This is a genomic window from Citrobacter sp. Cs237 (assembly GCF_030332325.1).
In the GTDB taxonomy this organism is placed as follows: Bacteria; Pseudomonadota; Gammaproteobacteria; order Enterobacterales; family Enterobacteriaceae; genus Citrobacter_A; species Citrobacter_A sedlakii.
Window position 1 is genome coordinate 87,116 of the sequence record NZ_JAOWIB010000093.1, and the last position, 23,985, is coordinate 111,100.

Genomic DNA, 23,985 nt, shown 5'->3' on the forward strand with positions numbered 1-23,985 from the left:
ACGGGCGAAGTATAGATCCAGTCCGCTTAATAAAAGATGTGGTTTTTATCTACATGTTTATCATGTTTAATGCCGGGGGTATCGTGTTTCATTAACCGAATTTTTTATGGTGAATAAAAATGAATAACAGACTTAATCAGCTATACATCAATAACATTAGTATTCTCAATAAGTATAGTGAAAGATATTCAGATAAAAATCTACATGGACCACTTCTTTTAAATATCAGTAAGTATTCATATCAGAAGATAAAGTTGATGGTTGTGGGGCAAGAGACGTTTGGCTGGAGTAAATCTCCCTCCATAGCAGATCAGCAAGCTACTTATCAAAAATTCAATTTTGGAGAATCATACTACAGTAGTGCTTTTTGGAATGTAATTAGGAAAGTGGAAAGATCACTAAATATTGAACCATATGCTATTGCGTGGTCTAATCTCAATAGATTTGATGTTGATTGTGGCTCACCAGATCGCACGGAACTTGCACAAGATATTGCATCGCTAGACTATCTCGTTAAGGAAGAAATTAGTATTCTTAAACCAGATGTATGTATATTTTTTACGAATCATAAGTATGATAAAAGACTGAAGGATTTATACCAAGATCTGGTTTTTGATAATATTGACGGATTGCCAAAAAAACACTTCTCAAAATTACATCATCCAGATCTTCCGAAGTATACGCTTAGAGCACCACATCCTAGAACAATAAGAACGCAGCGATGGGAAGATGATTTTATTATGGCTGTTTCACAATTTAAAATTGTTGATTAGCAATTTATTATTTTAATAACACATACCATGAAAAAAGGAGATATTAGATGTAATTATTATCTCTTTTTTCTTGTTATCTATGATTTGGCGGTTTTAAGCGCGGAGTATATATTTTTTTGCTTTCAGACTGTATGGGAGTAATCAGATCTAGACTAATATTATGTTCAGTCTGATCGAGTTTAGGACGACTTGGAAAACGTCTGATTTCATCCGGGGTAGGTTTGTAGTCATCTTTGTTAAATCTGGCACGTCTTTCATGCTCAGCGCGTGGGACGTAGATGCCTTGAACTTCATCGAACACATAGTTTTCAGCTATACGCTTATCGTGTTCCGCATCAACTGAAACAGGGGATGGTTTCTTTCTGGCCCAGATGAATTTCTCTCTTATATAATCTACTACCAACAGTGTAAAACGTATGAAAATCCCGTCCTGACGAGGTTCAACATTCTTCCTCTTAGCTTTAACAGGAGCGCGTTTAATCGCTCTTGTTGTTGAAGAGGATGGTTTTTTCAGTGTAGTGCGTGTATGAGGTGCAGGAGCAACCAGAACACGTTTTTGCGAGTCTGAAGATGAAGCTCTTCCTGTGTTATCCGGGATAACAATTTCTTCCGGTTCAGCCAGTGCATGAACCCTAAAGCTGGCAACATCAACCACAATGTCTAGTGGTAAATCCTTAAAGGCAAAGTAGGCTTCGCCAGCTTCTTTTTTAAGCTCATCACGTATGGCTTGCTCTGCAGCACGTTGTTCCTGAGCGGCTACAGTTCCCCAGCGATCACGAGGGATATGAAGTATTGGGTCTCGGTTCGTCTCAATAGCTTTAGCCAGCCAGATTGCTTTCTCTTCGTTTGTAGCAGCAGTGGTAGCCTGTTCTACTGCTTCCTCATACTGAACCCTGATAGAACGGTGATCGATGCGTTCATCATGACCATACAGGTCAAGGAACCCATTACAGACGTCCTGCCAGCCTTTACGCCAGCTATCAAGGGTTTCAGGCTTGTCCCACTCACGGACCTTTTTACCAAAGCCGGTAGAAAGAACCTCACGGGTGGTTCCCATTATATGGATATGTGGGTTATGACCATTAATATCGTGAATAACAACATCGGCAATGATGCCTTGCTTGGTAAAGTGCTCAAGAACAAAAGCTGCGGTGAGTTCAATGTTCTGTTCTGGTGTTAGCTCAGCGGGGAGGGCAATCTTAAACTCTTTGGCAAGGCGGGCATCTTTTCGCTTCTCTGATGCCTCAACCGCATTCCAGAGTGTTTCACTGTCAACAATCAGGGCAGGAGGGGTATGTTCGGGTGCAAAAATCTGCGCAAAGGCAAGGTCCTTTTTATGTGCTGTTTTGCGACCACAAACTTCACCTGTTCTGTTATCGAAGAAAACTTTACGGTGACGATATGCAGCAGAGTTAACTGAAGACTGACCTTCGCCTCTGCTGATGTTCTCCATTTTAAAACTGTATATCGCCATCCAAGTATTCCTCAATGCCAAATGCTGCTTTTCGTTTTACGTAAGGAAAACGTCGGGGTTGACGTTGACCTTGATTTTGTTTCCGAAGGAAACGGTTTTAGCCTGCGGCAGGCAACCGTCGGTAGACCCCACGGCATTAGAGCGAAGCGATAATGCGTAAGTGGGCATTGCTTTATTTTTTATCGCCATAAATGGCTCAAAAATAACGGCAATGTACAAGGCTTGCCTTTATTAATTAATACTAAATATATGAATGACTGTAAAACAAACCGCCGAATTAAGCGGCGCTATCTGGATGGGCGGGCGAAGTATTCCGCAATATTAACCCGACTGGGTTTTGATGGCGTCCGTAGGACAAAAAGAATGTTAATTTATCCCGCCGTAAGGCGGGAAAACACTAAAATATAAAAAGCAGTTAAAAATAAGGATGACTTCCCTGTTATATAATGAACAGGTGAAGATCAAAAGCTAGGGTGGAAAACCTAAAGGTGAAATGAAAATCACTAAAAAACAAAAATAAGTAACGCGGAGAGTATTAGGTATTTTAGTTAGTAATTGCTATCACTTGTGTTGCATAAATTACAAAGTGCGCGATTTAGGTATTTGTTGACTGGAAATCGTAAGGATATGGCCTAAACTTAGTCTGCATCATTTCTTAGAGCAGTTTGATGCATTAGGAATGATGATCATTTTATTAATTACATACAGCAATTATAATGAGGATATAATGTCCGAACATCAAGTGTTATGTATCAATAAAAGCAATCGCCAGAGTGCTCATGAAAGGATAACTCATATTGGTGGTAAGAATGCTGATGGCACCAGATGGAAGCTCACACAGCAAGAGGCTATAAGCGGAATAGAATCTGGGAAATGGAGATTTTATGTTAATGCAGGAGGGCATTCAGTGTGGGTGATTGTTGCTGTCAGTGCTTCTGGTAACAAATACTTGAAAACTCAAAATGATGGTGAACAGCCTAACAATCTTTTGAGTCTTCCTGAGTGCGCATAAGTGTTGAAGAAAGGGCCAATTGGCCCTTTCTTACTATTTACTGCGCTTACCATGATCACTTCTTAATGTAGTTAGTTATAGAGATAATTTCAATGTCAATTAAAAGACTTGGAAATATATTATTAAAATAACCCCCTATACTATTGATTAATTTATTAATTATGCTAATTGGTGTTAAGGAAATAAAGACAAGGAGGTTTTATGTATAAAAATAACGATGAAGCCATCGATCTTGAAGCAAAACGATTACTTGATAATGGAATCTATACCGATCTGGAAAAAGCTTATAGAGAAGCAGAAAAGATAATCACAGAAGTAAGAGTTGAATTTAAAAAGAAACAGGAAAAGAAACAGTTCTGTTCCCGGATTAAATCAATCAAACGAGCACTTTCAGATGATGAATTCAGAAATAATATTCCTTACAATCATAGGCATCAGTGGAGAAAAGAATGAATGATGATAAAATAAAAAACACCTATCTAACTGGCAATGTTTTTCAGAATGATAGAGACAGACCGGAAATTAAGAAAACACTTGAGCAGAAAATTGCTGGAGCGCAAAACAAATTAAATTACCTTAAAGCAAAAGAAAAAAGAGACAGCAAAAAAGAAAACACGCGACAAAAAATAATTCTTGGTGCAGAGGTTGCCAAGGTTTTAAACTGTGATATAAGTGAGGTAGATAAGCAATTACTCTTTGGTTTGTTATTAGAAGTTCCATCTTTGCATACGCACGATATCGAACGGTATAAAATAAATGGACAAATCTACATTGAAAGAGTTCTCAAGAAATTCAGACCATAAAACCATTTCACGTCCGAACAGCTCTCCGGCTTAAAACTTGTTTTAGGCTGGGGAGCTGTTGAGCAAGCCCCAGAGGGCGCGGTAGCCAATTTTTACCACCATCCTTGGCAGCAAATTAAAACTCTTAATCAAATGGCAAAATCTTCCAGAACCTTACCGCTTTCCAGTGCAGCTGCAATCACTTTTGGTGTACGTCCCTGACCCGTCCATGTCTTTTCATCGCCATTTTCATCAATGTATTTGTATTTTGCAGGACGAGGAGCACGAACAGCAGCAGGACGTGAAGATTTAACATTACCCAGCAGCTCAGACGGGTCAATGCCATCTTCAAGCAGTTGCGCACGCAGGGCTTCGATTTTGCTCTGACGTTCAGCATTTTGTTGCTGTGCGATTGTCTCTTCTTGGCGTTTGTCCTCGACAATAGCCGTTAATTTTTCGAGTATCTCTTCCAGTGTAGCGAGATCTGTTTCTCGTGCCTGAGCGCGAAGGGTACGGATGTTATTGAGAGCTTTAATAGCGTCAGTCATTGTCTTTTATCCTGAATGTATAAAATCTCTATAATGATACCACAAAACGGATAGAAAGAGATAAAACCATCTACCCTGTATTTTGTTATTGATTTTTTCATTGATTATATATTCATCGGTCTTGACCTCCTGTTTATTTTTGGTAATTGATTAGTACGTGAAATAAAAAGGACGATGAAAATGAAAAAACAAAATAGAAAAGGGTTCTCCTTGTTAGAACTCGTATTGGTGCTGGGTGTGGGTAGCATGATGGCATTTATGCGTTTTCAGGATATGAAAAATGAACAGGAAACGATGACGGCTAACGCTGTTGGTCAGCAAATGAAACAGATAGGGGAGGCGGTAAACGGGTATATTAATATCCGATATGACAAACTTTCTACTCTGACTTCAAGCAGCAGCCAGTCAAGCGATCCGGGTCCCCGTGTCTGTAATGCTTCAGGCTGTGAAATCACATACCAGACACTGGTTAATGAAGGGTTATTACCTGCGTCATACACCGGGATTAATGCGCAAAAATCTTCATATAAAATTATATTAAAACGTTCAGGAATATCACCTAACTATGTAGTTAATGGGCTTATTACAACGACTTTACCTTGGATGGAAGGGGATAAGTATCGTTACGATTTATTGGGCCGAGCGATGCAGGCGGCAGGTATTGATAGTGGTATGACGCAATCAGCAACGTTAGCATCAGGTTTGCAGGGCGCATGGAAAGAAACATCTACAGATTATAGTAATATCACAAGTGCAGGACTGATGGCTTATCGCGTAGGATATGATTCTGCCATGTATTCTGTTTATCTTCGTCGTGATGGCACATTGCCGATGACGGGAGATCTTAATATGGGTGGGCAAAGTATCAATAATGTCCAAGACATCACTGCTGCAGGAACTGCGACTGCTAATACTCTGAATTCTACAGGAGATACGGTTGTCGGCGCACATATCCGCGTTGGCGGCAGTGCTCAGGTCAATGGTTCAATAAATGCTAATAACAGTGTTTCAGCCCAAAATATCCAATCCAGAGGCGAGGTATACACGCAGAACTGGTTCAGAACATTAAATGACGGAGGTATATATTTTCAGAAATATGGTGGAGGATGGTATATGAAAGATGCGAATACCATCACTGCGTATAATGGTAAAAATGTTCAAACAACCGGAGGGATTTTGAGTGGATATGTGAAGGTAAGTGGAAATATAGAGGCTACCGGAAATATTCATTCAGATAAAACTATCGACGCAAACTATTTTTTACCTAACTCGACTGAGGTTGTAGGAACAGCCTGTCCTACCCAAGGATTAATCAGTAAGGAATCCACAGGGGCTATTATTTCCTGTCAGGATGGGATTTGGCGAAGAATAAATTATGCAGCAGATGCTCCAAAACCGCTAAAAATAATTTTATCTTGTCATGCAGGAAACAACTCCAGCAATAGTTGTAGGAAAGACGTTTATACTGATTTGACTTTCTGGCGAGATGGTATTACACGCCCTGAAATAAAATTGGTTAGTGAAAGGATAACCCGTTGGTGGGGAGACGGATGTGGGAGCTGCTACCCCGGAAGTTTTACATATTCAAATGGTGTGATCCAGATGTCAGTAAATCAGGCATTTGTTGAAAGAGAGTTCACTTTATCATGGTAATATATCAGTTCTGAGAAATTGCTATTATTATTCATCAGCTCGATATTACACAAGGGAACAGAGTATAGAAATGGATTAAAAAATAATCGCATAATTAAACATTTAAATTTGACTTTTTAGAAAGTAAATTGTAATGTCTAATTACTATCAAAGAAGAATAACTCCATATTCAATCTTGTAAAACTTTGATGGTTTTAATAAAGTCAATGAAGCTCGCTTCCCAAAAAAAAGATCAGAACATTCTGGTCTTTTTTGGTTTTTATCAGGTAGTCCGCTTATCGGATAAGAGCATATAAAGAATATATAAGTTAAGAGATAGTGTTATGATTACTCATCAACTCGATATTTTACAAAGAAGCGGAGTATATAAAATGATTAAAAATAATGGCATAATTAAACAATTAAATTTGATATGTTAGAAAGTGAATTATAACATTTAATTACTATCAAAGAAGAATAACTCCATATTCAATCTTGTAAATTTTTAATAAAGGGTTAAGAAATGTCATATAGTTATACCTTATTGGATTCATCACATAACAGAAGCTTCTTTTCATGCAGCGTACCTCCATCAGCTCATGAAAACCTTGCAGAAGATTTTCAAGAAATATCCAGAATTCATTTCTATTTTGGTAAAGCTCCTGTTGATTTTATGATAGATGCTGTGGAGAATGCTACGCCAGAACAGCTATATATTGGTAGACCTCAATTAGCATTTTCTGTTAAAGAAGTGTTCGAGCTAATATCATATTCCCATTATTCTCATGAAAAAAGAACATTAAGCTATTTTATTGATAAGATGTTTAAAGATATCTGCTCTGGAACAGAAGATGTTATTGAGGAATTATTAAGCAATCCATCAAATAAGAATAATGCTATTAAATTTAATACAACGGTTCAATTGTTTGAAGAAGTTGAAATGGTAAATCAATATTTATCAAAAAATAATTATTCATATAATCTGTTAAAAACACAACATATTATAAATGATGCTTTTAAGAAAGTTGAGATGTTGAAGGATGTCTATTCTAACTTGAATGATTTATTATCTGTAGAACAACTAAAAGAAAAAGCTCTTTTATCTGTTAAAGAACAACTTTCAAAAGATTTTAATTTTGATATGAAAGAGTTGTCTTCTATATATGATGTTTATCTTGTCGGGGATAGTTGGATAAGAGAATTAAACTTTATGACAAAAAATATAGAAGAAAAACCAGAAGGTTTTAAAGGATATGAAGAGTATATCAAAAAAGATCAAGATGTATATGTTAAGAATATGCGTTCTTTATCTATGGTTTTAAGTAATGGAATTATCAATTATGTTCGTTCATTCCTTGTTTCATTAAGTATGGAAAAATATCGTAATCAAAGTATGATAAATAGATCTTGTGAATGTTATTATAGTGGTAAAGTTAGAGAATTAGAATTCGCTATTGAAAATTTTCATGGAAACAGAAGAGAATATGAAAAAGAGTTAGCGTCTTTAAAAAATAACAAAGAAAACTTTTTAAAAGATAAAATAAAGATGAAGAAAAAAGCAGAAGCTGAACTATTTAACGGTTATGCTATAGAAGATACTCTTATTAAATTCTTAGATAACATGAAACAAGATTTTATAGGTATTAAAAAAGAATCTCTAAATGCTGATAATGTTCTTAGAGTAACCAAAATTGAAGATAACAAGTTGACAGGAAAATATAAAGATAAAGTAATATACGCTATTCCAGAGCACGATGCTGAAATAAAAGGTGATATGGTCATAGCTGCTTTTTCTATGAACGCTTGTGATTTTGAGGCTTTATCTACTCAAGTATTAAATAACTCTGATTTAATTAAAGAAATGAGATCTAATGAAAGTAGTATCAAGTTTACCAACTTTCACAATATGACTTCTTTTATTAGTAGCTTAAAAGATGAATCACTTCAGGAGTTTTTCTTAGGTGATAAAAATATCGAAGTAGAAAGCAATTTTACAATATAACAAAGAGGAAAATATTATGAATAATGGTCTTTTTTTTATCAGGTAGTCCGCTTATCGGATAAGAGCATATAAAGAATATACAAGTCTTGTTTAATATTTTATCTGGTTTATCTCTTTTATATCTATCCAAATAACAAGGAGATATAAAGGAAATGAAAAAAGCAGTATTAATTAAATACAAAAAAAGCAAGAAAGGATTCTCGCTCTTAGAACTTCTGTTGGTTCTTGGGATTATATCAGCATTAGTGGTTGCGGCATTTATCGTTTACCCTAAAGTACAAGCTTCACAGCGTGCGCAGGCAGAAAGTAATAACATAGCCACTATTCAAGCAGGTGTTAAATCGTTATATACTTCAGCATCAAGTTTTACTGGTCTTTCAAACACTGTGGCAGTTCAGGCTAAGATTTTCCCGGATAATATGTTGAGTGGCTCTGAGTCAGCAGTCAAGCCAATTAATGCATTTAAAGGTGATGTCATATTGGCAGCTGCAGCAACTGGTCCATCAAAAGCCCCCGGATCTTCTTTTAATATTACATATTCTAATGTGCCTGCAGCGGAATGTACCAAAATAGTAACTGCAGCCGCAGGAAATTTCTATGAGGTTGGCGTAGGAGTAGCGGCGAATGTGAAAGCAGCAGGTGATGTACTGGATGTGGCTAAAACTGCTACGCAGTGTTCAGCCGGTGGTAATAGTAATACTCTTATATTCACAGCTATTTGAGAAAAAACGATATCCTTTGATTAAAATATGAGTCTGCGTCATTCTTGAATTTCTTTTAAGGGTATGAAAAGGGCCTTTTGGCCCTTTTTCAATTTATATGCTGCTTAAAACTTCATTTATATTTGTAGATCTCATATATCTTGCAGGATTAAGCATCTTTTCCTTGAGTGAGCTAAAATGAGCATTGCCACAAGTAATTTTTGCATCTTCTTCATGACCAAGACCAATGTGTTTACTTTTTGTCTCTACAACAAAGTAAATATGCTCCTCACCATTGTCTTCAATAACTAAGGCCCAGTCAGGATTGTAGGTTCCCAGTGGAGTCGGAATTTTAAACCAACCGGGAAGCTTCACATAAAGCTTAACTTCATCCTGTTCTTCGAGTTCCTGAGCGAAACGGCTTTCGACTTCAGAATCTTTAGGAACGTATTCGTAAACTGACTTAGACGAGGTTTCAAAAAGATTACGGGCATATCCTGTTAGCTCTTTATCCATAAAGAGACTTTGCGCATACACCTCTCCTTTTAGTGGATAATATTTAATACCATCAACAATTGACAGGCGTTTGCAGTAGTTGATTCGGCCTATAGCTTCACTGATAAACTGCTGTGGATTTTTAGCAAAATCAGCGAGTCTTCCACTCTCTTTCAGGATGGTGCTTAAACTGCGTCTTGTCAGTCCGGTTTTTTCCTGTAGAACACCAAGAATATCTGGCAGTGGCTGCTCTGCAACATCTATAACAGCGCTTGTTGTCCCATTAGACTGAGCTTTGACATCAAGTCCAGATTGACTTTGTTTGATTGTTGCTTTGCTGAAACTGACCATTGCTTTTGCTACAGGCTGCATTTCAGAAAGTGATTTTGTACATGATTTGATCAATTCATCTTCATCAAATGCCAGACGGTACAGTGTTTTTTGGCAAATGCGCTGCCATAACGCTTCGAATTCAGGGCTGTTTAAGACCTCTTTCCGGTATTTGATTACTTTACGCTCATCAGCATTATTTATATTGAGTCGTCCTGCTGATTTACGCAGGATAGCTTCAATTTGCTCCTGAAGAGGGAGGAACTTTGCGCTAACAGCAAAAGTGCCATCGAGAAGAGTTTCTTTCAGGGTTTTAGTGATTTTTCCCGATTTTTCCAGATAACCTTCAGTCTGTAGTTCAGACCAGATTTCATGCGAACCGGTTATTCCTACAGCTTGTGAGGAATCAGAGAAGATCAGATGGGCGAATGCATCTTTTTCGATGATACCAAAACGGATGCCTGTTTCGTTCTCAATTTCGCTCTGTAGTCGTTCGGCATAGGCTTCATAATTTTCACTGGCAACGACAGTCAGAATGTTAATGCTGTCATCACGAACACGTTCACCCTCTTGGTTAACACACAGGCGAAGACCACGCCCTAATGTTTGACGACGTTCTCGTTCACTTCCCATCTCTCGAAGGCTACAGATCTGGAATACATTGGGGTTATCCCAGCCTTCTTTCAAAGCAGAGTGTGAAAAAATAAACCTCACCGGATTCGAGAAACTCAAAAGCTTCTCTTTATTTTTCATGATGAGGTTATAACCGCGTTCCGCATTTTCGCGGCCTGCATTATTGCTTTCGGTTGTTTCAGCCCATCCACCTTTTTTATCAATGGAGAAATAACCATCATGAACGTCTTTAGCATGTTCTGGATGAGAAGGGAGCAAATCTTTATATGCGGGGCTTTTGATCGCTTTTAGATATTCTTCTTCAAAGATACGAGCATATTCACCCGGTTCACGAAGTCCTTCTTCATTAGTCTGGCGATAGAAATCAACCTTATCAATGAAGAACAGGGTGAGAACCTTGATTTGCTGGGAATTCAGGCGAAGTTCTTTATCAAGATGTTCACGAATTGTACGCCTAATCATATGACGCTGGATGAGCATCGGGTCAATATCACCCACGACATCACCCACTTGCATATAGTAGGTATTAGAAGGCGTCTCCAGTGTCAGATAGCCTTCTTTGCCCGTGCGGATCTCACTTATCCTGTATCCCTGATAAATATCACGCCCCGTTTCGTCATCAAGTGTCATACCGTCATGCACGGTAATTTCAGAACGATTTACGCCCCCTTTTTTATCGGCTATATCAACAATAACAGTCGCGCTAATGCTATTCTTCTTACTGTTAATACTGACCAGTTTTACATAGGGGCTATTGCTTGCATTTTGAACTTCAAGCCCGGCAACTTCAATTTGTTTGACCAGTTTCTGATTGTAAGCATCAATGGCATCGAGGCGATACACCATATGATGTTTATGCACATGTGTCGCTGAATAGCGTAAGGTGAACATTGGGTGCATAGCATCAAGTGCGGTTTTACCCGCACCATTTAAGCCACCATCAACACTTTGCGGTTCATCGACAATAATAATTGGACGTGTAGCACGTATCAGATCAATTGGCTTATCCAGATCGTCAACGGTTGTTTTTTCACTGGACTGATAGAGCTTATTAACGTCTTTTTTGTTAATCGCGCCTACCGTCATTACCATGATCTGCATAACAGAGCTGGTTGCAAAATTTCTCACATCCGCAGGTTTTGACGAGTCATACAGATAGTATTGGTATGGAACTCCCGCATAAAGGCTTTTAAAATGTTCTTCAGTAATTTGTAGTGTTTTATAAACGCCTTCCTTGATGGCAACGGAAGGAACTACGATGATAAATTTGCTCATGCCATAACGTTTATTCAACTCAAGCATGGTGCGAAGATAAACATACGTTTTACCTGTCCCTGTTTCCATCTCGACAGTAAAATCATGGCTGTCGAGCACAGGTGAGGGAGGAAGCTGATTCTTCAACTGAACATTGTTTAAGTTTTTCAGCAGAACATCATCTTCGGGTATCTGTGGGTTTACAGGCATTGAACCTGTTGCGCCTTCAAATGAGAGTGCACCCTGAGCTGGGGCCAGCACAGTCATTTCGCTCTCCCACTTCTCCTGTCCCACAAACAAATCACAGACCGAAGTTATGGCGTTTTGCTGATAGGTAAGGTCAGATTCAAAATGTAGTTTCATCTCTTTCCCTTACAGGCTGTGCAGGTTAGTCAGGCCATGCTGTTCCAGAATGGCGCAAAGATTTGTTTTAGCAACGTTATTTTCAAATGCGTCATCAAGGAAATAGCAGACAGTATCTTTGCCAGCCTTCAAACTCTTATGCCAGTCGATGATCCCCTTGGTCAGTTCTTCGACGGAAGATGCAGGGATTTGATTAGCAAAGCAGGTAAACAATTTGCCACCGTCAACACAAGAAACGGTTAATCCATCAAACTGACGGGTTTCAATGTTTACACTCAGGCCAATGCCACGCTTAAGCATCAACTCTGTGAGTAAATCTTCTTCACTACGGCCTTCAAGGATTGGGCTTACATAGGCATCAATCTGTTCTGACAAACTTTCAGCAGTCGCTTCCCACGGACGGATGTTAGATGTATCGAGTTTAAAAACACGAAAACCAACGTCACCTTTCCACTCTGGATTGTCTTCACGAACCTTTTTACCCGCGCGGCGGAGGCGCTCTTTGGTTAGTTCTGATATTGTATTGTATTTTTCATCATCTATTTTTTCAGGTAATTGCACGGCAATATATCGGCGTGAACCACTGTCAGCAATATTTTTATTCAAAGTTGCGTGAGCCGTGGTACCTGACCCAGCGAAAAAATCTAGGATAATACAATTTTTATCATTGGTTGTTGCTAAGTGTAATATTCTATCTAATAATCTCAATGGTTTAGGCGTGTCAAAGAATACAGATTCTCCCTCCATGAGTTTTTTTAGTTCCTGCTTGGCCTCTTGATTATGGCCACATTCTTTATATGACCACCATGTTGTAGGAACAACACCATCTTGGACCTCAGTCAGGAATCTTTTGATTGATGGAACATTATTACCATTTTCTCCAAACCAGATTTTATTTTCTTTACACAATTCTGCAAAACGTTTTTCAGAAACCTGCCAGCATCTACTGGCGGGAGGAGTTACAATACGTCCTGATGGTGTGGTAATTGAGTAATCATTAGCCTTGGAATAAGTTTTGACTGATAAATCTACAGACTTCCAAACTCCACGAGGGTCATTGTCGGGGTTTTTATATGCTGCATTTTGTTCGTCTGATCTTGGTAGAAAATCTATGTTCCAACCATTTGCATCATTTTTTGAAGCCTTCCGTTGCTTTGCATATACTAAAATATGATCATGCATATCACTAAAATATGTTGCATCATTTTGTGGTGAGTATTTTTTTTGCCATACAATATTAGCAACAAAGTTCTCTTCACCAAAGATTTCCGAGCAAACTTTTTTTAAATTATCAACTTCAGCATCATCAATGGAAATGAAAATAACCCCATCTTCTTTCAACAAGTTTCTTGCAAGTTTTAAACGTGGGTAAATCATATTTAACCAATCAGTATGGTAACGTCCACTGGTTTCTGTATTTGTGCTTAAACGTGCTCCGTCTTCTGTCTGTCCAGTAATTTCAAGATAATTTTTCATATTATCTTGGAAGTTATCAGGATAGACAAAATCTTTACCGGTATTGTAAGGCGGATCAATATAAATAAGCTTAACTTTTCCGGCATAACTTTTTTGAAGAAGCTTTAACACTTCAAGGTTATCACCTTCGATCATGAGGTTTTTGGTGTTATGCCAATCAACGCTTTCATCTTTACATGGGCGTAAGGTGCCACGAGAAGGCGTGAGAGCAAGCTGACGCGCCTGACGTTTACCATGCCAGTTCAGGCCATACCGCTCTTCTTTGTCGTCTACATTTTCACCCAAGAGCTGTTTTAAAACGTCAAAATCAATACCGTTTTCATTAAATGCTTCAGGAAACAAAGAGTTAAGTTTGCTGATATTATCTTCAGTGATATTCATTGATTGTAGTTCTGTCATATCAGAAGTTATTTTTTTCATAAAAAGTATCCGTCATGAGGTCACGGGAAATCAGTGTCCGAAATTGGTAAGCATTTTACGGTATGAAGTGATAGCCATCAACCAGTGATGGCTATTCAAACATATCTAAAACAAAGGGTTACATGCTGCTATATGATGGGTTATCAAACAGTTAGCCGTAATTTTCTAACTCATAATGTTCACCTTTGGGCAAACTCAAACGGCCTGACCATATCGTTTCGATTGGCATCAAGGAAGTCAGCCCACCACTGGAGCATCAGTCGGCGCTGGTCAAGGTGTTTTGCTTTATGGGTATAAGCAGCCCGGACACTATTGCTTTCCTTATGGCTCATTTGAAGCTCTACAGCGTCTTCTGACCATAAACCAGACTCAATTAAGGCACTACAGGCCAGTGTGCGGAAACCGTGTCCACAGATGTCCTGCTTCGTGTTATATCCCATATTACGTAGGGCTTTGTTGATGGTGTTTTCACTCATGGGTTTAAATGAGTCATAACAGCCAGTAAAAATTAATCCGTCATCATGACCTTCTTCATAAGTCAGTTGTCGGATCTCATTCAGTATCTTCATGGCTTGCTTACAAAGGGGAACGAAGTGTTTACGCTTCATTTTGGCACCACGAGTCGAATGTTTCACATTTTCAATGGCTTCACGCTGTTCGGGTATCACCCACAACTTACTTTTGAAATCAATTTCAGACCAGCGAGCAAAACGTAGTTCACTGGAACGAATGAAAATCATCAGATTGAGCTGAATAGCCAGTATGGTTAACCTGCGACCTTTGTATCCGGCAATTTTTTTCAGTAGTTGGGGTATTTCTTCAAGTTCAAGTGCAGGGCGGTGTTCAGTCTGAGGTTTCTGAACAGCACCTTCCATATCATAGGCGGGGTTATGGCGTATGAGTTTCTGCTGAACAGCATGACGGAGGATCGCCGTAATGTATTGTTGAATACGCATGGCAACTTCAAGATAACCAAGTGCCTCAACTTTTTTCACCGGAACCAGCAGATCACCCGTATCCAGTTCGGCAACATCTTTGTCGCCAATTGCCGGGAAGACATAGGTTTCAAGGCGCTTCCATACGGAATCACCATAATCTTTAGACCATTTTGTTTTCGTGGAGTACCAAGCTTTAGCGACCATACTGAAAGAGCGTGTTTTATCACGCTTAGCTTTTAGCTCTTTAACCTCTGCCTGTTTCTTTGCATTAGGGTCAATGCCCTGAGCAAGAAGCCTTCTGGCCTCATCACGGCGTTGTCTTGCGTCAGAAAGAGAAACAGCAGGGTAAACACCAATAGAGAAGAGTTTTTGCTTCCCTTCAAAACGGTAGGCCATTTGCCAGTATTTCGAACCTTTAGGGGTAACACGAAGGAACATACCAAAGCCATCAGTTAGCTTGTATTCCTTCTCAAGGGGTTTTGCATTTTTTGCTTTAATATCAGTCAGTGACATGAAAACATCCCCTCGATTGTTGGTAAAAGGGAAATCGAACCAGCATTACCAGCATTTTTACCATCAAAATCATATGGCTTCGAGTGGTTTTTAGTGAACGAGGGTGAACGACTGAAGAGGGATAACCGATTGATAGAAGTGCAGAAAGCAGACGTTAGTGAACGTCTGCTTCCTTGAAAATGGCTCCTCTGACTGGACTCGAACCAGTGACATACGGATTAACAGTCCGCCGTTCTACCGACTGAACTACAGAGGAATCGTGTGAACGAGGCGCATAATACTGGCCGCACTACAGCGTGTCAACTGTAAAATTAACACGCTTTTTCAATTGGTTAATTAATCCTCAAAACAATGAATTAATGAACCTGCGAAGGTGGAGGCGCGTCCTCTTCCTGGCTGTCGCGTAGCCGTTGCAGCGGGTCCTGCTGATAGAACTGGCAAAACCGTTGCCAGAGTGCAGGGAAGCGTGGGGCGAAAAGCTCCGGCGCGCTGAAAAAGTACTCCGACAAAACAGCAAAACACTCGGCGGGATCGCTCGCTGCGTAAGCGTCGATGCTTGATGCTGTTTCGCCCACCAGATCAATTTCATCCTGAATATTGTTCATTGCCGCGTGCAGGTCATGCTCCCAACTGGCCACTTCGCGCAGTGGGATGAGCGGAATGCCACTGGCGCGATCGCCGTTACGCATGTCCAGCTTGTGCGCCACTTCGTGAATGATCAAATTGAAACCGGAAGCATCGAAGGAGTCCTGAATATCCAGCCAGTTCAGGATAATCGGCCCTTGCTGCCAGCTTTGTCCAGACTGCACGACCCGCTGGTTATGCACCAGACCAATGTCGTCTTCCCATTCATCATCGACGACAAACGGAGCAGGGTAGATGAGCACCTCATGAAAACCATCGAGCCATTCGATGCCCAATTCCAGCACCGGAAGACAAAAAAGCAGGGCAATACGCGCGCTTTTCAATGCGTCGAGTTCGAATCCCTGAAGTGCGACCAGCCTTTTTTGCTGTAAGAATCGTTCCGCCAGCGCGATCAGTCTGGCTTGTTCCTGCGCGGTTAGGGTCATCAGCAAGGGGATAGCGAGGGCTTCCTCCCACTGAGCGGACGCATTTTGCGCGTTATCTTGTGCTTTCCAGGGCCACTTTATCATCGTTTTGCTCGCAAACTCGTCACTTGAACAAAATTGAAGGGACAGGGTCTGTTAAAATGCCAAATTACCTGGCATCATGGCAACCATCAAAACGGAGAGATGCCGGAGCGGCTGAACGGACCGGTCTCGAAAACCGGAGTGGGGGCAACTCCACCGGGGGTTCAAATCCCCCTCTCTCCGCCACTATTCAAGCACTTACCCCACCCGCTGTCAGTGACGCAACTCTCGTTGAGCAAAATGAATTGACGAACTCACGTTTTTTACGCCTTGATGTGCGTCATGTTTTTCTACCGTGTCTGGACAATTTCGGACATATCAAAGACGTGAGACTGGTATAGCAGGCAACAAAAAGCCCGCCAGAGGCGGGCTTGGGTGAGACGGTGGGATTAGAACTGATACACTAAGCCCACTGCAACGATATCATCGGTTGCGATACCGTTATCCGCGTAGAAGTTATCGTCTTCGTCCAGCAGGTTGATTTTGTAGTCAACGTAGGTGGACATGTTTTTGTTGAAGTAGTAAGTCATACCCACGTCAACGTATTTCACCAGATCTTTGTCGACATAGCGCCAGTGACCACGATGAATATCCTGGCCGCCTAAGTCGACGCCTTTAGATTGCAGGTACGCGATAGACGGACGCAGACCGAAGTCGAACTGATACTGTGCGACAACTTCGATGTTTTGGGTCTTGTTAGCGATGCCGCCTTCAAAATCTTCACCACTTCCGTAAGAAGTCATATTGCGGGTTTCTGCATACATGGCTGCCAGATAAACGTTGTTAGCATCGTATTTCGCGCCAACGGTCCAGGCTTCAGCCGTTTCGCCGCCAGCATATTTGTTAGCCTGACTGCGATCGCCATAACCGCGACGAACCTGATTATCGGTACGATCGGAAGTAGAGTAAGCAGCCCCCAGGCTCAGCCCGAAGTCAAAGTCGTAAGACGCGGACATACCGAAACCGTCGCCATTCTCACGTGCCAGTTTACGTTTGCCGCCATTACCTGTGCCTTCACCTGAACCCGGGTTTTCATTGTTACCCTGATACTGCAGCGCAAAATTCAGACCGTCTACCTGTCCAAAGAAACCGTTATTACGGTAGGTGGCAACGCCATTGGTACGTCCGGTCATGTAGACATCGGTCTGCGACCAGGTATCACCGCCGAACTCCGGCAGCATATCGGTCCATGCTTCAACGTCGTAAACCACACCGTAATTGCGACCGTAGTCGAAGGTGCCATTCTGACCGAAGCCTAAACCCGCGAAACCCAGACGGGTCCAGGAGTTAGCGCCTTCGCCTTCAGTGGTATTTGCCTGGATATTGTATTCCCACTGACCGAAGCCCGTTAACATGTCGTTAATCTGCGTTTCGCCTTTGAAGCCTAAACGCGCATAAGACATATCGCCGTCGTTACCCGTGTCATCAGAGAAATAGTGCAGACCATCAACTTTGCCGTACAGGTCCAGTTTATTGCCGTCTTTATTATAGATTTCCGCTGCATTTGCTGCGCCCGCAACCAATAATGCCGGGACAAGCATTGCCAATACTTTTCTTTTCATTATGTATTCCCTTATGATAATAACCATCATGAATAAGTGCTTTTTTCACGAAAGCACATTTGGATACTATTCTAAAGAGTTCATTTTATTTTAAATATTACATGTAACAAATGTATTTAAAATATTTCAATATGTGTCTAACAGGGAATTTAAAATTCATTATATATGAGTCGATTACAATGTATTCATGATTGTTATCTATTTATATCAGATAGTTATTGGTTTTTGGGGTTGATTTTTACAATGAATATTTTATGCCTTCTCAAACACGACGCTTCAGGGGATAAGCATAAAAAAAACCGACATAAATGCCGGTTGTAAATGAGGGGGTAAATAAACGATAAAAAGGCTAATAACCTAATGATAATGCCATGTTTGATCTAAAGTGAAAAGGGAGGGGATAAAGCACGATTATTATTATTGTTATCAATATATTCACTCGGAATAAACCTGACAAAAGAGGTAAAATAGTGTTGATATGCGAGATTTTCAGGCGCATGGGTAATTTGCGCCGGATCAAAACATATGCAAAATAAATGGTTGGTTTTTAGACAATCACCTACACGCCCGCATAATGTGACTATACTCACAAACAGTTAAGTGAAATTTTTTCTGCATCAGATCACAAAACTGGAGATTTCTTTGAGTCGTCTGGAAGTAAACGCAAGCCGTAGCCTGGGGGGCAAACTGGCGCTGTGGGTATTTTATGTCTTTTGCCTCTATTTCATCTGGGCAATGTTGCATTATGTATGGGTCATCAGTCATGTCGAATCTGCTCCGGTTGCCGGATTCGACAGCAGCCCCGGTTCAACCAGCGGGAAATGGCTGGGGGCGTTGCTCGGCTTTGTGGTGCTAAGCGTCGTGGGTGCCATTCTCGGCGCTATCGCCTGGTATACGCGCCCGCGCACCTCGTCAGAGTGAACGCGGCGCTAAAAATTGCTACTGTAGCGGTTTCAAACGCACGGGAGGCAATGTGGATCTTCAGCACTGGCAATCACAATTTGAAGCGTGGTTAGTCAACCACCATAACCAACAGGACGCCGCCCACGATATCTTCCATTTCCGCCGGGTCTGGGCGACTTCTCGTCAGCTCAGTCGTGGGCTGGCTGTGGATGAACTCGTGGTACTGACGGCCTGTTATTTTCATGACATTGTCAGTCTTGCTAAAAATCATCCTGAACGCCACCGCTCGTCTGTCCTTGCTGCCGCTGAAGCGCGCCGTATTCTTATTCATGACTTTCCCGGCTTCCCGGCATCACGGTTAGCGGCGGTTTGTCACGCCATTGAAGCCCATAGCTTCAGCGCCAATATAGCCCCCGTTACTCTGGAAGCGAAAATCGTACAGGACGCCGACCGGCTTGAAGCGCTGGGGGCGATTGGCCTCGCGCGTGTCTTCGCCGTTTCGGGTTCGTTAGGCGCGGCGCTATTCGATGCGGAAGATCCGCTTGCCCGGCGGCGAGCGCTCAACGATAAACAGTTCGCGCTCGATCACTTCCAGACCAAACTGCTGGCGCTGCCCAACACCATGCAAACCGCCCGGGGGAGGGAACTGGCGCGACACAACGCAGATTTCCTGGTGACCTACATGGCGAAGCTCAGCGCCGAGCTGAAAGGCGAGTATGCGTCGCTGGACGCCACGGTGATTGCGGCGTTTAGCCCCAACCACGCGTGACGCCAAATTTATGTTACTCTCACATCACTCTTTTTTGGCCGGTTGAAGATATGCAGCACACTCTCTCAGTAGCGGACTCGCTGATTCCTGCGACAGACAACAGCGCGGAGTCGATACAGGCGATGCTGGCGAAGTTAATGGAAATCTATGATGTCAAAACGCTGGTGGCGCAGCTGAACGGGGTTGGCGAACACCACTGGAGTCCGGCCATCTTAAAGCGTGCGGTGGCGAACGCCTCGGTCTGGCACCGGCTGAGTGAACGTGAAGCGGCGCATCTGCGTACGTTGCTTCCCGCGCCGCCAGCGCATCATCCCCATTATGCTTTTCGCTTTATCGATCTTTTTGCGGGCATAGGCGGGATCCGCCGCGGGTTTGAAGCGATCGGCGGGCAGTGTGTTTTTACCAGCGAATGGAATAAACATGCGGTACGCACGTATAAAGCTAACTACTACTGCGACCCGGACAGCCATCACTTTAATGAAGATATCCGCGATGTCACGCTGAGCCACCGCGAAGGCGTGAATGACGCTCAGGCGGCAGAGCACATTCGCCAGCATGTGCCGGAACACGATGTACTCCTGGCGGGCTTCCCCTGTCAGCCGTTTTCTCTGGCTGGCGTGTCGAAGAAGAATGCGCTCGGTCGCGCTCACGGTTTCGCCTGCGATACGCAGGGCACGCTGTTCTTTGATGTCGTGCGCATCATTGACGCGCGGCGTCCGCCGATCTTTGTGCTGGAAAACGTGAAAAACCTGAAAAGCCACGATCAGGGTAAAACGTTCCGCATCATTATGCAGACGCTTGACGAGCTGGGTTATGACGTGGCGGATGCAGAGGACAATGGCCCTGACGATCCGAAGATCATTGATGGCAAACATTTTCTGCCTCAGCACCGCGAACGCATTGTTCTGGTCGGGTTTCGCCGCGATCTCAACCTCAAGGGCGATTTTACCCTGCGGGACATCACCACGCGTTATCCGCAGCGGCGTATCACCCTTGGCGAACTTCTTGAACCTGTCGTTGAGGCGAAATATGTTCTGACGCCTGTGCTGTGGAAGTATCTCTACCGCTATGCGAAAAAACATCAGGCGAAGGGGAACGGTTTTGGTTATGGCATGGTATACCCGACCAACCCGGACAGCGTCACGCGAACGCTGTCCGCTCGTTACTACAAAGACGGCGCGGAAATTCTGATCGATCGCGGCTGGGATATGGCGAAAGGCGAAGCCCATTTCGACGATCCGCAAAACCAGCAGCATCGTCCGCGTCGCTTAACGCCCAGAGAGTGCGCACGGCTGATGGGCTTTGAATCGCCGCAGGGATACCAGTTCCGCATTCCGGTTTCCGACACCCAGGCCTATCGTCAGTTTGGCAACTCGGTCATCGTGCCGGCCTTTGCCGCGGTGGCGAGTCTGCTGGAAGAGAAAATCAAAGCCGCTGTCGCCCTGCGTCAGCAAGGGATGGCCAGTGGCGGACGTTCACGATAAGGCCACGCGCAGTAAAAACATGCGGGCCATAGCGACCCGCGATACCGCTATTGAAAAACGTCTTGCCGCGCTGCTGACGGAACAGGGGATCGCCTATCGCGTGCAGGATGCCGGGCTGCCGGGGCGGCCTGACTTTGTGATCGACGATTATCGCTGCGTCATTTTCACCCACGGCTGCTTCTGGCATCAGCACCACTGCTATCTGTTTAAGGTGCCGGCGACGCGGACCGCGTTCTGGCTGGAAAAAATTGGCAAAAACGTAGAGCGCGATCGTCGTGATGTTCAGCGTCTAAAGGCGCTCGGCTGGCGGGTATTGGTGGTCTGGGAGTGCGCCCTGCGCGGGCGGGAAAAACTCAGCGACGCCGCTCTGTCCGAACGTCTTGAAGAGTGGATCTGCGGGGATGGCGCCCCCGCGCAGATCGACACGCAGGGAATACACCTACTGTAGCGTTTTATCTTTTAGCGTCGTTGCCACAACCGGTTTAGCCGGGAACAGATATTTACCCAGCGTTACCAGCACGACCGCAAAGACGATAACCCCCAGCGCCAGCCATTCAATCGGCGCCAGACGTTCGCCGCCAAGTCCGGTGCCCAGCAATACCGCCACTACCGGGTTTACATAGGCATAGCTGGTTGCCAGCGCCGGGCTGACGTTGCGGATAAGATACATATAGGCGTTAATCGCGATGATTGACCCAAACACCGCCAGGTAACCGACGGCGAAGAAGCCGGAAAGCGAGGGCAGCGCGGTAAGCTTTTCACCACTAAGAAACGACGCGCACATCAGCACCACGCCAGCGGCCAGCATTTCAATGGCGCCCGCCATCATGCCCACCGGTAGCGTAATACGCGAGCCGTAAACGGAGCCGAACGCCCAGCTAATGGAGCCAATCAAAATCAACATCGCCCCCCACGGATTACCGCTTAAATTGCCGCCGCTGTTAAGCATGACAATCCCCGCCAGACCAATCGCAATCCCCATCCACTCGAGCTTACGGGTCCAGATGCCGAAGAAATGGCTGAAACACAGGGTGAACAACGGGACTGTCGCCACGACTACGGCGGCGATACCCGAAGGGACATTCTGATGTTCAGCCACGGTAACCAGTCCGTTGCCGACGGCTAACAGGAGAATGCCAATCAGCGCGGCGTTGAGCAGGGGCCGTAGCGGCGGGAGTTGATGTCCCCGAAGCAGTAAAAAGGCGGTTAACAGCACGCCAGCGGCCAGGAAGCGCACGCCGGCCATCATCAGCGGCGGCCAGCTCTCCACGCCGATACGGATAACGAAATACGTGGAACCCCAAATGATATACAGGGCGAATAACGCACTGAAAAGCGGTAACAACTGCCGAAAACGCATAATCCCTCACGGGCGAAAGAGTCAGAATCAATAGAGTAAACGCGAAAATACCTGCCTGGCGAGCACTATACTCGCAGCATGTTGTTAAATAAATGTTGACGAGCAACATCTGTTTCCGCTCTGCGTGTTTTACTCCATACTTAATGCTTCAAGAAGAAAAATCGAGGGACTTATTTTGGCAGGAAGTAGTTTACTGACGTTACTTGATGATATCGCCACGCTGCTTGACGATATCTCTATGATGGGAAAACTGGCCGCAAAAAAAACCGCGGGCGTACTGGGCGACGATCTGTCGCTTAACGCCCAGCAGGTCACTGGCGTCAGAGCGAACCGCGAGCTGCCGGTGGTCTGGAGCGTGGCGAAAGGCTCATTTATCAACAAAGTGATTCTGGTGCCGCTGGCGCTGCTGATTAGCGCCTTCATCCCCTGGGCGATCACCCCTTTGCTGATGATCGGCGGCGCTTTCCTGTGCTTTGAAGGGGTAGAGAAGGTGCTTCATACTCTTGAGTCACGCAAACACAAGGAAGATCCGGCTGAGCGTAAGAAGCGGCTGGAAGCGTTGGCGGCGCAGGATCCACTGGCCTTTGAGAAGGATAAAATCAAAGGCGCGATCCGAACCGATTTTATCCTGTCGGCTGAAATTGTAGCGATTACGCTTGGGATCGTGGCTGACGCGCCGTTGCTGAATCAGGTGCTGGTACTTTCCGGCATCGCGTTAGTGGTGACGGTGGGCGTTTATGGCCTGGTGGGGATCATCGTTAAGCTGGACGATATGGGCTACTGGCTGGCAGAAAAATCCAGCGCGCTGGCGCGGGCGGTCGGGAAAGGGCTGCTGATTGTCGCGCCGTGGCTGATGAAATCGCTGTCGGTGATTGGCACGCTGGCCATGTTCCTGGTCGGGGGCGGCATTGTGGTGCATGGCGTCGCGCCGTTGCATCACGCCATCGAACATTTTGCCAGCCAGCAGAGTGCCGCGATAGCGCTAATGTTGCCAACGTTGGCGAACCTGGTACTGGGCTTTATTATCGGCGCCATTGTGGTTGCGTTGGTGAAGATGGTGGCAAAAGTGCGTGGCGTCGCGCACTAAATATCTTCTGTCCAACCAGGCAAAACTCGCCATTCTCGTCTAAGGTGAAAAAGTTTCACATGATACAGGAGGCAGGTATGCACTTTTTGGTCAGTGATGAAGTTACCGTGAAAGAGGGCGGACCACGCATGATTGTCACCGGGTATTCCAGCGGAATGGTGGAATGTCGGTGGTATGACGGCTTCGGCGTTAAGCGGGAGGCATTCCATGAGAATGAGCTGGTTCCCGGTGACGCAAGGCGCCAGCGTGAAAATGCCAGATAATAAAACGCCCGGTGAATGCCGGGCGTTTTATTAGGCAGAAAAAAAAGCATCGCGTCAGCG

Annotated in this window: 21 protein-coding genes and 2 tRNA genes; 14 read left to right on the top strand and 9 right to left on the bottom strand. The window is 43.8% G+C overall.

Features of this window, described 5'->3' with window-relative positions; translation table 11 throughout:
• The first annotated feature begins 119 nt into the window (after positions 1-119).
• Complete coding sequence (locus OGY07_RS04750) at positions 120-773, top strand: hypothetical protein (RefSeq protein ID WP_180777234.1); 654 nt, start codon at positions 120-122, stop codon at positions 771-773.
• 73 nt (positions 774-846) lie between these two features.
• Here OGY07_RS04750 and mobQ read toward each other — a convergent pair whose 3' ends face one another.
• A complete protein-coding gene (gene mobQ, locus OGY07_RS04755) occupies positions 847-2,247 on the bottom strand; it encodes a MobQ family relaxase (protein ID WP_180777233.1) in 1,401 nt (466 codons plus the stop codon).
• A gap of 727 nt (positions 2,248-2,974) precedes the next feature.
• On the opposite strand from mobQ, the gene OGY07_RS04760 reads away from it, so the two are divergent.
• The 3 genes from OGY07_RS04760 (at position 2,975) to OGY07_RS04770 (ending at position 4,062) form a co-directional block, all read left to right on the top strand.
• On the top strand, positions 2,975-3,259 hold the full coding sequence (locus OGY07_RS04760) for a DUF3892 domain-containing protein (protein WP_032667201.1): 285 nt from the start codon (positions 2,975-2,977) through the stop codon (positions 3,257-3,259).
• 201 nt (positions 3,260-3,460) lie between these two features.
• Entirely contained in the window at positions 3,461-3,712 is a 252-nt protein-coding gene (locus OGY07_RS04765) for a hypothetical protein (protein ID WP_047361928.1), read from the top strand.
• Positions 3,709-4,062, top strand: coding sequence for a conjugal transfer protein TraD (locus tag OGY07_RS04770; protein WP_047361926.1), 354 nt, complete (start codon positions 3,709-3,711; stop codon positions 4,060-4,062). Before OGY07_RS04765 ends, OGY07_RS04770 begins: the two co-directional genes overlap by 4 nt.
• Before the next feature lie 128 nt (positions 4,063-4,190).
• Here the strand turns inward: OGY07_RS04770 and OGY07_RS04775 are convergent, their stop codons facing one another.
• Positions 4,191-4,589 carry an H-NS family histone-like protein gene (locus OGY07_RS04775; RefSeq protein WP_047361924.1) on the bottom strand — a complete coding sequence of 133 codons (399 nt, stop codon included), beginning with the start codon at positions 4,587-4,589 and terminating at the stop codon, positions 4,191-4,193.
• 180 nt (positions 4,590-4,769) lie between these two features.
• Here OGY07_RS04775 and pilV point away from each other — a divergent pair, with 180 nt between their 5' ends.
• The 3 genes from pilV to OGY07_RS04790 all read left to right on the top strand — a co-directional run bounded on the left by pilV (position 4,770) and on the right by OGY07_RS04790 (position 8,945).
• The gene (gene pilV / locus OGY07_RS04780; RefSeq protein WP_286599023.1) at positions 4,770-6,242 is read left to right on the top strand and encodes a shufflon system plasmid conjugative transfer pilus tip adhesin PilV; all 1,473 of its coding nucleotides are present in this window, start codon (positions 4,770-4,772) and stop codon (positions 6,240-6,242) included.
• Positions 6,243-6,744: 502 nt separating this feature from the next.
• Positions 6,745-8,223, top strand: coding sequence for a hypothetical protein (locus OGY07_RS04785; protein ID WP_286599025.1), 1,479 nt, complete (start codon positions 6,745-6,747; stop codon positions 8,221-8,223).
• A 152-nt stretch (positions 8,224-8,375) separates the two neighbouring features.
• Positions 8,376-8,945, top strand: a complete 570-nt coding sequence (locus OGY07_RS04790; protein ID WP_206551970.1) for a type 4 pilus major pilin — start codon at positions 8,376-8,378, stop codon at positions 8,943-8,945.
• Between the two features lie 93 nt (positions 8,946-9,038).
• On the opposite strand, the gene OGY07_RS04795 is transcribed toward OGY07_RS04790, so the two are convergent.
• The 5 genes from OGY07_RS04795 to mtfA form a co-directional block, all read right to left on the bottom strand.
• The gene (locus OGY07_RS04795; protein ID WP_206551971.1) at positions 9,039-11,999 is read right to left on the bottom strand and encodes a type III restriction-modification system endonuclease; all 2,961 of its coding nucleotides are present in this window, start codon (positions 11,997-11,999) and stop codon (positions 9,039-9,041) included.
• Positions 12,000-12,008: 9 nt separating this feature from the next.
• The gene (locus tag OGY07_RS04800) at positions 12,009-13,895 is read right to left on the bottom strand and encodes a site-specific DNA-methyltransferase (RefSeq protein ID WP_180777223.1); all 1,887 of its coding nucleotides are present in this window, start codon (positions 13,893-13,895) and stop codon (positions 12,009-12,011) included.
• A gap of 179 nt (positions 13,896-14,074) precedes the next feature.
• Positions 14,075-15,346, bottom strand: a complete 1,272-nt coding sequence (locus OGY07_RS04805; protein ID WP_180777222.1) for a tyrosine-type recombinase/integrase — start codon at positions 15,344-15,346, stop codon at positions 14,075-14,077.
• Positions 15,347-15,526: 180 nt separating this feature from the next.
• A tRNA-Asn gene (locus OGY07_RS04810) sits at positions 15,527-15,602 on the bottom strand.
• 100 nt (positions 15,603-15,702) lie between these two features.
• A complete protein-coding gene (mtfA, locus tag OGY07_RS04815; RefSeq protein WP_042284095.1) occupies positions 15,703-16,500 on the bottom strand; it encodes a DgsA anti-repressor MtfA in 798 nt (265 codons plus the stop codon).
• 93 nt (positions 16,501-16,593) lie between these two features.
• Here mtfA and OGY07_RS04820 point away from each other — a divergent pair.
• Positions 16,594-16,683: transfer RNA gene (locus OGY07_RS04820), tRNA-Ser, on the top strand.
• A gap of 203 nt (positions 16,684-16,886) precedes the next feature.
• Here the strand turns inward: OGY07_RS04820 and ompC are convergent.
• Positions 16,887-18,059, bottom strand: a complete 1,173-nt coding sequence (gene ompC / locus OGY07_RS04825; RefSeq protein WP_211935601.1) for a porin OmpC — start codon at positions 18,057-18,059, stop codon at positions 16,887-16,889.
• Positions 18,060-18,710: 651 nt separating this feature from the next.
• On the opposite strand from ompC, the gene drpB reads away from it, so the two are divergent.
• From drpB to OGY07_RS04845, 4 genes are read left to right on the top strand one after another with little or no spacing between them, the layout of a single operon-like run.
• Positions 18,711-18,980, top strand: a complete 270-nt coding sequence (gene drpB, locus OGY07_RS04830; protein WP_082636905.1) for a cell division protein DrpB — start codon at positions 18,711-18,713, stop codon at positions 18,978-18,980.
• A 52-nt stretch (positions 18,981-19,032) separates the two neighbouring features.
• Entirely contained in the window at positions 19,033-19,731 is a 699-nt protein-coding gene (locus tag OGY07_RS04835) for a phosphohydrolase (RefSeq protein ID WP_199956762.1), read from the top strand.
• Between the two features lie 50 nt (positions 19,732-19,781).
• Positions 19,782-21,215 (top strand): DNA cytosine methyltransferase, encoded by a 1,434-nt coding sequence (locus tag OGY07_RS04840; RefSeq protein ID WP_042284086.1) that lies wholly within the window; start codon positions 19,782-19,784, stop codon positions 21,213-21,215.
• Positions 21,196-21,663 (top strand): very short patch repair endonuclease, encoded by a 468-nt coding sequence (locus OGY07_RS04845; protein ID WP_042284083.1) that lies wholly within the window; start codon positions 21,196-21,198, stop codon positions 21,661-21,663. The genes OGY07_RS04840 and OGY07_RS04845 overlap by 20 nt, the downstream gene beginning before the upstream one ends.
• Here the strand turns inward: OGY07_RS04845 and yedA are convergent.
• Entirely contained in the window at positions 21,655-22,575 is a 921-nt protein-coding gene (gene yedA, locus OGY07_RS04850; protein WP_286599036.1) for a drug/metabolite exporter YedA, read from the bottom strand. The two genes, OGY07_RS04845 and yedA, sit on opposite strands and share 9 nt — an antisense overlap.
• Positions 22,576-22,750: 175 nt before the next feature.
• On the opposite strand from yedA, the gene OGY07_RS04855 reads away from it, so the two are divergent.
• Positions 22,751-23,662 carry a DUF808 domain-containing protein gene (locus OGY07_RS04855; protein WP_060571443.1) on the top strand — a complete coding sequence of 304 codons (912 nt, stop codon included), beginning with the start codon at positions 22,751-22,753 and terminating at the stop codon, positions 23,660-23,662.
• Between the two features lie 77 nt (positions 23,663-23,739).
• Positions 23,740-23,925, top strand: coding sequence for a YodC family protein (locus OGY07_RS04860; RefSeq protein WP_042284069.1), 186 nt, complete (start codon positions 23,740-23,742; stop codon positions 23,923-23,925).
• Positions 23,926-23,985 lie beyond the last annotated feature (60 nt).

Excerpts from the sequence above, each read along its gene's own strand:
- OGY07_RS04805 (WP_180777222.1), bottom strand. The coding sequence starts at position 15,346 with ATGTCACTGACTGATATTAAAGCAAAAAATGCAAAACCCCTTGAGAAG.
- OGY07_RS04790 (WP_206551970.1), top strand. The coding sequence starts at position 8,376 with ATGAAAAAAGCAGTATTAATTAAATACAAAAAAAGCAAGAAAGGATTC.
- mobQ (WP_180777233.1), bottom strand. The coding sequence starts at position 2,247 with ATGGCGATATACAGTTTTAAAATGGAGAACATCAGCAGAGGCGAAGGT.
- ompC (WP_211935601.1), bottom strand. The coding sequence starts at position 18,059 with ATGAAAAGAAAAGTATTGGCAATGCTTGTCCCGGCATTATTGGTTGCG.
- mtfA (WP_042284095.1), bottom strand. The coding sequence starts at position 16,500 with ATGATAAAGTGGCCCTGGAAAGCACAAGATAACGCGCAAAATGCGTCC.
- yedA (WP_286599036.1), bottom strand. The coding sequence starts at position 22,575 with ATGCGTTTTCGGCAGTTGTTACCGCTTTTCAGTGCGTTATTCGCCCTG.
- OGY07_RS04860 (WP_042284069.1), top strand. The coding sequence starts at position 23,740 with ATGCACTTTTTGGTCAGTGATGAAGTTACCGTGAAAGAGGGCGGACCA.
- pilV (WP_286599023.1), top strand. The coding sequence starts at position 4,770 with ATGAAAAAACAAAATAGAAAAGGGTTCTCCTTGTTAGAACTCGTATTG.
- OGY07_RS04765 (WP_047361928.1), top strand. The coding sequence starts at position 3,461 with ATGTATAAAAATAACGATGAAGCCATCGATCTTGAAGCAAAACGATTA.
- OGY07_RS04750 (WP_180777234.1), top strand. The coding sequence starts at position 120 with ATGAATAACAGACTTAATCAGCTATACATCAATAACATTAGTATTCTC.
- OGY07_RS04840 (WP_042284086.1), top strand. The coding sequence starts at position 19,782 with ATGCAGCACACTCTCTCAGTAGCGGACTCGCTGATTCCTGCGACAGAC.
- OGY07_RS04775 (WP_047361924.1), bottom strand. The coding sequence starts at position 4,589 with ATGACTGACGCTATTAAAGCTCTCAATAACATCCGTACCCTTCGCGCT.
- OGY07_RS04785 (WP_286599025.1), top strand. The coding sequence starts at position 6,745 with ATGTCATATAGTTATACCTTATTGGATTCATCACATAACAGAAGCTTC.
- OGY07_RS04770 (WP_047361926.1), top strand. The coding sequence starts at position 3,709 with ATGAATGATGATAAAATAAAAAACACCTATCTAACTGGCAATGTTTTT.
- OGY07_RS04800 (WP_180777223.1), bottom strand. The coding sequence starts at position 13,895 with ATGAAAAAAATAACTTCTGATATGACAGAACTACAATCAATGAATATC.
- OGY07_RS04760 (WP_032667201.1), top strand. The coding sequence starts at position 2,975 with ATGTCCGAACATCAAGTGTTATGTATCAATAAAAGCAATCGCCAGAGT.
- OGY07_RS04795 (WP_206551971.1), bottom strand. The coding sequence starts at position 11,999 with ATGAAACTACATTTTGAATCTGACCTTACCTATCAGCAAAACGCCATA.